Source organism: Pseudomonas sp. TMP9, assembly GCF_037943105.1.
Taxonomy (GTDB): domain Bacteria; phylum Pseudomonadota; class Gammaproteobacteria; order Pseudomonadales; family Pseudomonadaceae; genus Aquipseudomonas.
On record NZ_CP149803.1, the window covers coordinates 3080571 to 3091926 of the forward strand.

11 protein-coding genes are annotated in these 11356 nt (G+C 52.2%); 7 read left to right on the top strand and 4 right to left on the bottom strand.

Features of this window, described 5'->3' with window-relative positions; all coding sequences use genetic code 11:
- Positions 1-101 precede the first annotated feature (101 nt).
- Entirely contained in the window at positions 102-1220 is a 1119-nt protein-coding gene (thiO, locus tag WF513_RS14635; RefSeq protein ID WP_339080119.1) for a glycine oxidase ThiO, read from the bottom strand.
- Positions 1221-1290: 70 nt separating this feature from the next.
- On the opposite strand from thiO, the gene WF513_RS14640 reads away from it, so the two are divergent.
- The 7 genes from WF513_RS14640 to WF513_RS14670 all read left to right on the top strand — a co-directional run bounded on the left by WF513_RS14640 (position 1291) and on the right by WF513_RS14670 (position 9271).
- On the top strand, positions 1291-1812 hold the full coding sequence (locus WF513_RS14640; RefSeq protein WP_339080120.1) for a GspH/FimT family protein: 522 nt from the start codon (positions 1291-1293) through the stop codon (positions 1810-1812).
- A gap of 663 nt (positions 1813-2475) precedes the next feature.
- On the top strand, positions 2476-3051 hold the full coding sequence (gene pilV, locus WF513_RS14645) for a type IV pilus modification protein PilV (protein ID WP_339080121.1): 576 nt from the start codon (positions 2476-2478) through the stop codon (positions 3049-3051).
- Positions 3048-3875, top strand: coding sequence for a PilW family protein (locus WF513_RS14650; protein WP_339080122.1), 828 nt, complete (start codon positions 3048-3050; stop codon positions 3873-3875). Before pilV ends, WF513_RS14650 begins: the two co-directional genes overlap by 4 nt.
- A gap of 8 nt (positions 3876-3883) precedes the next feature.
- Entirely contained in the window at positions 3884-4393 is a 510-nt protein-coding gene (locus WF513_RS14655) for a PilX N-terminal domain-containing pilus assembly protein (RefSeq protein WP_339080123.1), read from the top strand.
- A 10-nt stretch (positions 4394-4403) separates the two neighbouring features.
- Positions 4404-4739, top strand: coding sequence for a hypothetical protein (locus WF513_RS14660; protein WP_339080124.1), 336 nt, complete (start codon positions 4404-4406; stop codon positions 4737-4739).
- 15 nt (positions 4740-4754) lie between these two features.
- Positions 4755-8849: a PilC/PilY family type IV pilus protein gene (locus WF513_RS14665; protein ID WP_339080125.1), complete on the top strand. Its 4095-nt coding sequence runs from the start codon at positions 4755-4757 to the stop codon at positions 8847-8849.
- A complete protein-coding gene (locus tag WF513_RS14670; protein ID WP_339080126.1) occupies positions 8849-9271 on the top strand; it encodes a type IV pilin protein in 423 nt (140 codons plus the stop codon). Before WF513_RS14665 ends, WF513_RS14670 begins: the two co-directional genes overlap by 1 nt.
- 48 nt (positions 9272-9319) lie before the next feature.
- Here the strand turns inward: WF513_RS14670 and ispH are convergent, their stop codons facing one another.
- From ispH to lspA, 3 genes are all read right to left on the bottom strand, one after another.
- Complete coding sequence (ispH, locus tag WF513_RS14675; RefSeq protein WP_339080127.1) at positions 9320-10264, bottom strand: 4-hydroxy-3-methylbut-2-enyl diphosphate reductase; 945 nt, start codon at positions 10262-10264, stop codon at positions 9320-9322.
- A gap of 129 nt (positions 10265-10393) precedes the next feature.
- A complete protein-coding gene (locus tag WF513_RS14680) occupies positions 10394-10831 on the bottom strand; it encodes a peptidylprolyl isomerase (RefSeq protein ID WP_339080128.1) in 438 nt (145 codons plus the stop codon).
- A complete protein-coding gene (lspA, locus tag WF513_RS14685) occupies positions 10824-11327 on the bottom strand; it encodes a signal peptidase II (RefSeq protein WP_339080129.1) in 504 nt (167 codons plus the stop codon). The genes WF513_RS14680 and lspA overlap by 8 nt, the downstream gene beginning before the upstream one ends.
- Positions 11328-11356 lie beyond the last annotated feature (29 nt).

The window sequence follows — 11356 nt, forward strand, 5'->3', positions numbered from 1 at the left end:
AAGTGTAAACAAGACCACTACAAGCAGTCCCACTCTGTGTACCTCACACACCGCTCCTGAACCAACAACCGACTAATCCCCTCGCCCCCCTGGGGAGAGGGCTAGGGAGAGGGGCTTAACCTGCCCGCCGGCGCATAAGGCGCTGGGTCAACAATCGGCTCACGGCCCAGCATTAAGTCCGCCAGTAATTGGCAGGATGCCGGCGCCAACACCAAGCCATTGCGGTAATGCCCACAATTCAGCCACAACCCGTCATGCCCGGGCACCGGCCCGATAAACGGGATGCCTTCAGGCGAGCCCGGCCGTAAGCCCGCCCAATGCCCCACCACATCTGCATCGGCCAGTGCCGGCAACAGCTCAACCGCCGAAGCCTGCAAGCTGGCGAGCGCCTCGCGGGTAGGCGTTTTATCAAAACCTGCATGCTCAAGCGTGCTGCCAATCAAAATATGGCCGTCACGACGCGGAATCGCATAACGCCCCTTGGCCAGCACCATGGCGGGCAAAAAATCCTCGGCGCACTTGTACAAAATCATCTGCCCCTTTACCGGCACCACGGGCAGCTCTATGCCAAGGGTCGCCATCAACTCACCGCTCCAAGCCCCTGCCGCAAGCACCACCTGATCAGCCTGCATATCACCCTGCGCGGTGTGCACACCCGTGATACGCCCACCCTCGCGAATAAAACCACTGACCGCACAGTGCTCATGCACGGTGACATTGGGCATCTGCTGCAGCGCCGCCCGCAACGCTTTAACCAAGCGCGGATTACGCACATTGGCCACATCCGCCATCTGCACCGCCCGGCCAAACCCTTCTGCCAGCGCCGGCACTGCACGCCGCACACTCGCTATATCGACGGATTGAAGGGCCCGCCCCTGCCGCTGCGCCCAAGCCAGCGCCTCAGCTTCATCGTCAAGGTCCAGCCAATAAAGCCCAGTGACATACACCTCAGGATCAATCTGCGTTTGCGCCAATAACTGCTCAGCCAAACGCGGATAAAAATCCTGCGACCAATGCGCCAACGCTGTAACAGCAGCGCTGTAACGCCACGGGTAAAGCGGCGAAACAATGCCACCGCCAGCCCAAGAGGATTCTTGGCCAAGACAGCCAGACTCAATCAAAGTTACTTGGCACCCGGCAACAGCAAGATTACTAGCTGTCAGCAGACCCAACACGCCACCACCCGCAACGATTACATCAAGCAAAACTAAGCGCTCCATCTCAACTGGGATAATTCAGATTTTGTTCTACTCTAAAAAACTTCAAGGACAGCCCCATTAGGTACTCAGGATGAGACGCTACAAAATACATGGCTACAGCCTGCTTGAATTACTCATTACCCTCGCCCTCCTTGCCCTACTAATGGGTATTGCAACCCCAGCGCTCTCCGTCTGGCACGAGCAGCAAAAATTGCAAAGTCTGCAATCTGAACTGTTCAGCATGACTTATAAAGCCCGCTACCTGGCAATGACCAGCCAACATCGAGTCACCCTATGCCCGCTGACAGAAGAGGGTAAATGCCAGCAAAGCTGGAGCGGAAGCATCAGTAGCTTTATTGACACTAACGGCAACCGCGAGCTTGACGCTGGAGAAAATGTTTTCAGTACAATTTATGTACCCGAAAGCATCAGGCTAAATTGGCGCGGCATGCTGCCAAACAACTCGATCCACTTCAGCAACCAAGGCGTAACGTTCGTCAGCAACGGCACCATGAGTATTTGTCCCTCCAGCCCCACTGCACGCAGCGGCACAATGGTGATCAACCGTCAGGGCCGCGTGAAAACGTCAAAGGAAGGAGCACGCTGCCCCTGACCGCCGCGATCAACGATTCAACATTTATCAACGATTGGGAAAGCGAAAACAGACCACTCGGCCAGCCAATAAAGCCAGCCATCAAAGCTGGCTTGAGTAGAGAGGCTCGTACAAGGAACATAACCAACAAAGAATCACAAAGAGACCCGTCATGCTAAGAAGTAAAGGATTCACCCTGATTGAGCTGATGATCACAGTCGCCATCTTGGGCGTGATACTGGGTTTGGCAGTACCCGCTATGGGTGATTTTGTCGTACGCCAAAAAGTTAGCGGTCAGGCTAGCGAGTTAATGCTTGCACTTACGTTCGCTCGCTCTGAAGCGGTCAAGCTCAACCGTGAAATTGCCGTATTACCTGCAACTAATGCTGCCGCAGGCTGGGCTGATGGCTGGTGTGTTGGCCCGGCGGACAGTATGGCTAATTGCTTAAGTGCTAACCGTCTGCGCAGCTTCCAAACCAGAAGCGGGGTTGCGGTTAATAGTAATTTTCTACAGACAGGCGCCAATCGACTGATTTTTCAACGCGACGGGACTTGCGGGAGCTGCGTGAGCAGAGACTTCAAAATCACCTCGGCCAAGTTGAAAACTGCCTCTACCGATGCTCGCTGCATTGACATCAATCGCCAAGGTCGCCCCAGCATTCGCCCAGTCACTCGTGACGCGGCATGCTCCTGATTAGGAAGAGACTGCTCATGCACATTACTAGCTCACAACAAACCGGCAGCTCCTTGATCGAAGTCCTAATTACCCTACTGATCTTTACGGTAGGCATGCTTGGTTTAGCCGCGCTGCAACTCAATGCTCTGCAAGGTTCGAGCGACAGCGCTCAGCGCTCTCAGTCCACTTGGATATTGCAGGATATTGCCGAGCGTATTCGCGCCAATCCTGCTGGCACTGCAGCTCAATACGCTGCCGCACCCAATTGCGCCAATGCTCCAGCAAATCGCTGTGCGGATTATTACGACCCTGCGACCTCAGCGAGAGTCACCGCAACGAACTGTACCGCTGCCGAAATGGCTGCTTTTGACCGCTGGGAAGCCCAGTGCAGTTATGCGGATTTGGCGTCGAATACAATTAATGCGCGTTTTACAAGCCGCGACTTTGTTACTGCGCCTGACAACAATATAACCCTGAGCGCCGTAGCCGCAGGAAACACCCTCACCCTGCAAGGTTTCTGGCTCGGCCGCGCGGGCAAAAATACCTTTGCACCTGGCATCCCCGCTTTTGAGGTGCGCCGATGAACATTCACACATTCGCAAAGATGCGGCGCACCCAGCTCGGTCTTTCTCTTGTCGAGTTGATGGTTGCAATGGCTCTGGGTTTACTGCTGATGACCGGGGTTGTCCAAGTTTTTCTATCCAGCCGGCAAACCTATGCTGCCAACGAAGCCATGGGCAGACTGCAGGAAAACGGTCGTTTCGCTCTTGAGTTTATTGCACGCAGCGCACGATTAGCTGGCTATGTGGAACCAGTTTTTGAGGGTGGTAAGCCGCTAGCCTTAGTCCGCCCATCATGTTCAGGCCTACCAAGCACTATCCCAACTGAGCTCTGCACAAGCTCAGGTAGCGGTAATGACCCTGATAGCGTGGCATTTGTTTTTCAACCCCCGATTACTGACGCAGCGCGGCGCGATTGCTTAGGCAACACTATTACTGAAAACAACATGATGGTGATAAACCATTACTCAATCATCCCTGCAACAGCCACAGCACCTGCAGCACTAGGATGTCGTGCTTATAAATTTAATGATACGACAGGCAGTTGGACCTCAGGCCCCTCAGCGCAAGAATTGATATCTGGGGTGGATAGCCTGCAGGTCCTCTACGGCATTAACACCAGCGGTGATGCTAGAAGCGCCAACCAGTACATATCAGCCGACCAAGTTACCAACTGGAATAACGTAAAAGCAGTGCGCATTGCCGTGCTAGCCAATTCAATCAATACCTTAACGCCGGCACCTGCCGGGCGAAACTTTGTGCTGCTTGATGCTGCCCCGATCACATTTACAGATAACCGGGCCCGGCAAATTTTTAGCACCACCATTCAGCTGAAGAACACCTTTTGAGGCGAACCATGCGCAACCTGCACACACAATCTCGCACACAGAAGGGTGCCACGTTAATTGTGGCTCTGGTTTTCTTGCTGGTATTAACGATCGCTGGCGTAACTGCCATGCGCTTTTCTACTTTTGAGGAACGCATGGCCAGCAATAGCCAGTTCCGTAATCAAGTATTCCAGCAGGCACAAAATGAACTGCGCGCGCAGTTGTTAGCTTTCAATACCAATCTTGCAAACCGGGCTCCACTTCTGCTGGCGATAAATCAGCCAGCAGAAACTAGCGCTAATCTTACCGCTCTGCCGATGCTGCCCAAAACTTCACGCCTTGCTCAAGCTGTTACCCCCATTACTGGAACACTTGCAGCCTCAAATACCGTGCGTTACACCCAAGAAAAACCCTGCGATGACGGCTCCAGCGTTGAACGCTTTATATGCATCGATTTTGAAATGAACGCGCGAGCAGAACTCGAAAGCGGGACCTACTCCTGGCAGTCTCAGGGCATCACATTCCAGAACAATAAGTGAGCAAATAATCATGAATATACGCATCTACTTTTCCTTGTTCTGCCTACTGCTAAGTTTCAGTAGTTTTGCCCAAGATAAAAATGACTCCGAACCCTTGATTCGAATCATTGAAATGGAGCGCCTGATCGTCAACTGGAGCCCAAATGATTCAGGCCTCGGTCGTGTCTTGGCCTACACCTGCCAAGATTGTCCGGCCACTAACATGATCATCGATCCCGGCGCTGAATTGGAAATTAATGGCCAGTTACGCCCCATGAGTGAGCTGGCGACTAAAGTCGACTGGGCCGGTGCTATAACAGTGACCGACCAAGCGCCAAATAATATCCTAAAATTTTCCATGTACTAAGACTGGAGAAAGACCATGTTCAAACTAAAACCAGTCGCCATAGGCATCAGCGCCTTTCTCTACGGTGTTATTACCTTTAACACCGCCTTGGCTGATGACACTGAGATATACGTACCAAGAGACTTACCCGCTGACCAGCAGGTACGTCCAAACATTCTTTTCATCCTCGACTCCTCCGGGTCAATGGGGAGTAGGGTCGCGAACAGCGCTATACCTCCTAGCAATACAAATAGAACCCGCAACCAAGTAATGCGAAGTGTAGTGAACAATTTGCTAAATGATTTAAAGGCAAAGGAGGATGTAAACGTTGGCTTTATGCGCTTCGATGGTAACGACGGCGGGTATATCCTAAGCCCCGTTCGACGCCTAACAACCACGAACGCTGACTCTATGCAGGATACCGTAGACGATATACCTGCAAGCGGTAATACACCAATGCTGGAAACCTACTACGAAGCCTACCGTTATATGGTGGGGCAAAACCGAGTATGGGGGGATAAGAGTGTTGCGTCATCTAGAAGCGGTGACAAATATATTTCGCCGATAGAACACAGCTGTCAGAAGTCGCACATTATTTATGTAACTGATGGTGAACCCACCGTCGACGTAGGCTCTAATTCAGCAGTAAAGACACTGGTCACTAGTAAAAACACCCTTTACCCAGCTTCTAGTTGCGGTAATAGTAATGGTCAGTGCTTGCCACATCTCGCCGAATACATGGCTAATCAGGATCTCTTCCCAGCGCCTGCGCCTTTTTCTGATCCAACGAACCGAAGCCAAACAGTCACTTCCCACTTTGTAGGTTTCGCCGTCAATCTTCCCTTACTCCAAAATGCAGCAGCAGCAGGTGGGGGCCGATACTACACGGCAGATAATGTATCCGGTCTGACAGAAGCTCTGAAAGCCATTATTGTTGACATTACAGCGGAAAATACCTCATTCGCTGCCCCCAGCGTAGCAGTGAGCGCCTTTAACAACTTAGGCTTTCGCAACGATCTTTATTACGCGCTTTTTCGCCCGGCAGAAGGTGCCAATTGGCCGGGTAACGTCAAACGTTACAAGCTGGGTCAAGATATTAACGGCAGTCCGTTGATTGTCGACCAGAACAATAATGCCGCCATTGACAACAGCACCGGCTTCTTCAGCAACAGTGCCTCCAGTTTCTGGTCAGCTACACCTGATGGCAGCGATGTTGCCAAAGGTGGAGTGGCAGGCCGCCTGCTCAATCCTGATACACGTAATATCTTTACTTGGACAGGTGCCGACAGAACTGCCACGGCTGCAGCTGGCGTCACAGGTTCTATAAGCCTCAATGCTAATAATTACAAATTAACTACAGCTAATAGTTTGCTCACCAATACTATGCTGGGCGCCACTAGCAACACCCAAAAGGATCAGTTCATTAGTTGGGCGCGAGGCAAGAATATTGATAACACTAACCGCTTGGCTATTGCCGACGTCCTGCATAACGAGCCAAAGTTAGTTGCATACGTGACCGACGAGGACCTTAGTCGCGTAACCAGTGCGCCGCTGACCTCACCCGAACAGCTGTACATGTTCTTTGGCTCCAACGAGGGCTTTATCCATGCAATTGACCCTAAAACTGGTGACGAAAAATTTGCGTTTATTCCTAAAGAGCTCCTACCCAACCCTGGGGCCTATCTGACTAATGCAAAAGGCTCCAATAGCAAAAAGTACGGCATGGATGGCCAAATCAATCTATGGACTAAATACCGGGAACCTACCGCTGCTGACATTACAAATAAAAGCCGCACAGTTGAAAAAGTAACGCTCTACGCTGGAATGCGTCGAGGCGGCAGCAATTACTATGCCCTGGATGTCAGCGCTATCAATGCACCGGCCTTTAAATGGATGATCAAAGGTGCTTACGCCGCTGCACCAACCCCAGGCTTTGAAAAGTTAGGTATGACTTTCTCGGCACCTAAACTGGCTGACGTGAATATCAATAACGCAAAGACTAAGGTACTAATCTTTAGCGGTGGCTACGACAAGAATCACGACACCATCGGTACTAACGTTCCAAAAGCGGACAGCATCGGTAACGCACTTTATATGGCTGATGCAGAAACCGGCAAACTGCTGTGGCGCGCAGGGAGCAGCAGCGATACCGGGGCTAATCTTAAAATTGCAACCATGACCAACAGCATGCCGGCTGACCCTACAATTGTTGATATCAATGGTGATGGCTTAGCTGACATCGTTTACGCTTCTGACTTGGGTGGCCAAATCTTCCGCTTTGACATCAACAATGCCAACACCGGCATTGGCCCTACTTTTGCCACTGGCGGCCGTATTGCCCAACTTGGTGGAGCCACCGCTGCGGATAACCGCCGCTTCTTCGGCTCACCTGACGTAGCCCTCATCCGTGAGCGTGGCGGCAAGACCTACTTCACAGTTTCTATTGGCTCAGGCTTCCGTGAAAGCCCACTTAATACAGACACCAATGATCGCTTCTACGTGTTGCGTGACAGCAATGTATTCAACACACCCAGCGCCTATACCACCATCACCGAGTCTGATCTGACCAACGTCACTGGTTTTGATCTTAGCGCAACAGATACAGCGACTATCCAAGCAAATATACAAACACTTGAAGGGCAAATGCAGGCACTCAACAACACAGTTGATACTGCACGCCAAAATTTTGTTGACTATAAAGTCAGCTCTAACCACACCGCTAAGCAAAACGGAGCCTCCCAAGCATTGAGTGATGCCAACGAGCGGCAAAAACAAATCGATGACATCCTTAATGATGCTCCCTATATTCTCGATAATAACGAGAATCTACAGCAGCAAAGCACACTGCAGAGCAGCCTTGAGAAAGCTCAAATAGTGTTGGCGCAACTGCAACAGCTGTATCTGGACGCGTCAGGCCTGCCTGAAGTTGGCACCAACACTGCAGATCTCTTAATGGTGCGCAATGAATTAGCGATTGAGTATGCAGAATTAACTAACTTGCAGAAAATACTGGATGATGGATTCGCACTTGTAAAAACTCAAGAAAACTTTATCGCCAGCCAAAAAGCAGATCCTAATTTCGATGATAATAACTTGCCGGCACTCGAAGCTAATCTGCAGCTGCTGCGCGAAACATATACAACTAATAATATAGCTTCCCTTAATCTACGAACTGCTCTCAATGCAGGCACACCAAGCAAGTTGGATTCATTGCTCGCCGCAATCAAGACAGCTCTCGACTTACCGGGAGCCACTGCGGATGTCATTAAGCCCGCTTTACTAGCTATGCAGACTGATGTTGATATCACGGCTATGCCTACTGTGGCCGGAATCGATTACGCAGAGCTTCTTGCCCGTGACGATGCTGCCAACGCTACGTCACTTAAAGCTGCTGCGCTCAACAGCCAAACTATTGTGAATCAGATTACCATTTTGCTATCTGAGCAAGCAGCGCTAGTTGCCTCCGGCGCAGCATTACAGAGTGATGCAGATGCAATAGCCGCAAAACCCTACACTGTTTCAGGCACACTGCTTTCAACGACTCAACTTACAGAACTGCAAACAAAAATAGCTTCCCCAACTTACTTCGACGCCTACCAGTATTTGATTGATCAAGCACTGGACAATGCGTCGAACTTAGCAACGGGCTTACCCGACCTGCGCAGCAAAATCGACGCTGAATACGCCAAGCTGACACCGGGTAACAGCTATACCCCAAATACTAATCTGCTTGCAGCCAGTAAAGGCTTCTATCTGAAACTGCCTAAGGGTGAGAAGGTTCTTTCTTCTTCGATCTCCTTCCGTGGTGCCGTACTGTTTAGTACGTTCAGCCCTCGCGGCCAAGCTGTTTCCACCTGCGGTTCAGACGTAGGCCGGGGCCGCGGCTACGCACTCAGCTTGATCGACGCAAGCGCTTTGTATACTGAAACAGCCGCTGATGGTACCAAGACCCCAGTACGCAGCTTTGACCTAAAACGCTCAGGCATTCCTCCAACCCCATCGGTTATTCTCTCCGAGGGTAAGCCCACAGTACTTATAGGCACTGAAATTCTGCGTAACGATTGCGTAGACGGCGCCGAAATCTGCCGAGCCGGAGATGCAGTTAAAGCGACTTACTGGAGAGAAAATTGATGAAGCAACAAGGCTTCAGCCTCATTGAACTGATGATTGTGATAGCGATTATTGGCATCCTTGCTGCTATCGCTTATCCCAGTTATCAGAACTATGTTCTGCGCTCTGGCCGTGCTGACGGCCAGGCAAAACTAATGGAGATACTGCAGGCACAGGAGCGCTTCTACTCACAAAACCAGACCTATGTGACCAACTTAGGTGTTGGTGGCTTGGTTTATGGTGTGGCAGCCGATGCGGCTGTCCCGTCCGATGACCGTCGTTACAACATAACTGCTGCCGCATGTGGCGGTAGCACTATTGCTCGTTGCGTAACGTTAACAGCCACTCGTGCAGGGCCTCAATTGCAAGATAACGAGTGCGGCAACCTAACATTGGATAGCCGCGGCACCAAAGGGGCAACCGACGTTGACCGCTGTTGGTAATCAACTGCCGTAATCAAAAAGGTCGGCTATTGCCGACCTTTTTTATTTTTACACCTGCTTTACTCGCAGCTCCTTCGGCATCGAGAACGTTACATTCTCGGGCCGCCCTTCCAGCTCTTGCGCGTTACTGGCGCCCCACTCGCCCAACTGTTTAATCACGCTTTGCACCAGCACTTCCGGGGCAGAAGCGCCGGCGGTGATGCCGATGCCGCTAACGCCAGCAAACCACTCTTGCTTGAGGTCTTGCGCGCCGTCAATCAAGTAGGCCGGCGTGCCCATGCGTTCGGCCAGTTCACGCAGGCGGTTTGAGTTGGAGCTGTTGGGGCTGCCTACTACCAGCAATACGTCGCAATCGGCGGCGAGCTGTTTGACGGCGTCTTGGCGGTTTTGCGTGGCGTAGCAAATATCGTCTTTACGCGGGCCACCGATGGCGGGGTATTTGGCGCGCAGGGCGTCGATGACCTTGCTGGTGTCGTCCATCGACAGCGTGGTTTGGGTAACAAACGCCAGCAGCTCGGGGTTACGCACCTGCAGTGCAGCCACATCGGCTTCGTCTTCGACCAAATAGATAGTGCCGCCATTACTGACGTCGTATTGGCCCATGGTGCCTTCGACTTCCGGGTGACCTTCATGGCCGATGAGGATGCATTCGCGCCCCTCGCGGCTGTAACGCACCACTTCCATATGCACCTTGGTGACCAGCGGACAGGTGGCGTCAAAGACCTTCAAACCACGGCGCTCGGCCTCTGTGCGCACGGCTTGCGACACGCCATGGGCGCTGAAGATGAGAATCACGTCATCGGGCACTTGGTCCAGTTCTTCGACGAATACCGCACCACGGGAACGCAGGTCTTCCACCACAAACTTGTTATGCACGACTTCATGGCGCACATAAATCGGCGGGCCGAATACTTCAAGTGCGCGGTTAACGATTTCGATGGCACGGTCTACACCGGCACAGAAACCACGAGGGTTGGCGAGTTTGATATGCATAAGAGCCTCGACACGCGGTCGTTCAGGGACAAGCTTAAAGCGGGAGCGGACAACGCTGCCGCTTTACGTAGCCCGGATGGAATCCGGGAAAGGGATTGGCGTTCTCCCGGACTTCATCCGGGCTACAGATCAGAGCGCTTTAACCTCGATGATTTCCACATCGAAACTCAGCGTTTTGCCGGCCAGTGGATGGTTGAAGTCGATGGTGACTTGGCTGTCGTCGAAGATTTTGACTACACCGGGTAGCTCGGTGTTGGCGGCGTCATTGAAGATCACCAGCAGGCCTTCCGAGAGCTCCATATCCTGAAACTGGCTGCGCGGCATCACCTGAAGATTCTGCGGGTTGCCTTGACCAAAGCCCTGCTCTGGGCTGATTTCCAGGCTGCGTTTGTCACCGGCCTTAAGGCCATAAATGGCCTGCTCGAAGCCAGGCAGCAGGTTGCCGTCGCCTACTTTAAAGGTGGCTGGATTTTTATCGAAGGTGCTGTCAACTACATCGCCGTTGTCGAGCTTGAGGGCGAAATGCAGGGTGACTTCCTTGTCCGGGCCGATTCGTACGTCAGTCATGGGCTTTTTCTCCGGAGTTTTCGCTTTTAAACATATCCAGCGCCAGCAAGATGGCGCCACACGTAATCGCCATATCCGCCACGTTAAAGGCGGGGAAATACCATTGCTGGTGCCAGTGCAGCAGGATGAAGTCAACCACGTGGCCAAACACCACGCGGTCAACCAGATTACCTAACGCGCCGCCGAGCACCAGTGCCAGCGCCAGCGCCAACCAGGTTTCGCCTGGCTTCAGGCGCTTGAGCCACACCACCAGCACCACGCTGACGACAGTGGCAACGGCTGCAAAAAACCAGCGCTGCCAGCCTGCCGCATCGGCTAAAAAGCTAAACGCCGCGCCGGTGTTGTAGGCCAACGTCCAGCTGAAGTAGTCAGGAATGATGATGATTTGCTGGTACATAGTCAGGTTGTTGTCGAACCAAAACTTAGTGGCCTGATCGACCACAAATATGCCCAAGCTCAGCCAAAGCCAAGTCAGTTTGCCGAAACGTGCACTCATAAACAGGCGTCCTTTTGCAGCGCAGTTGA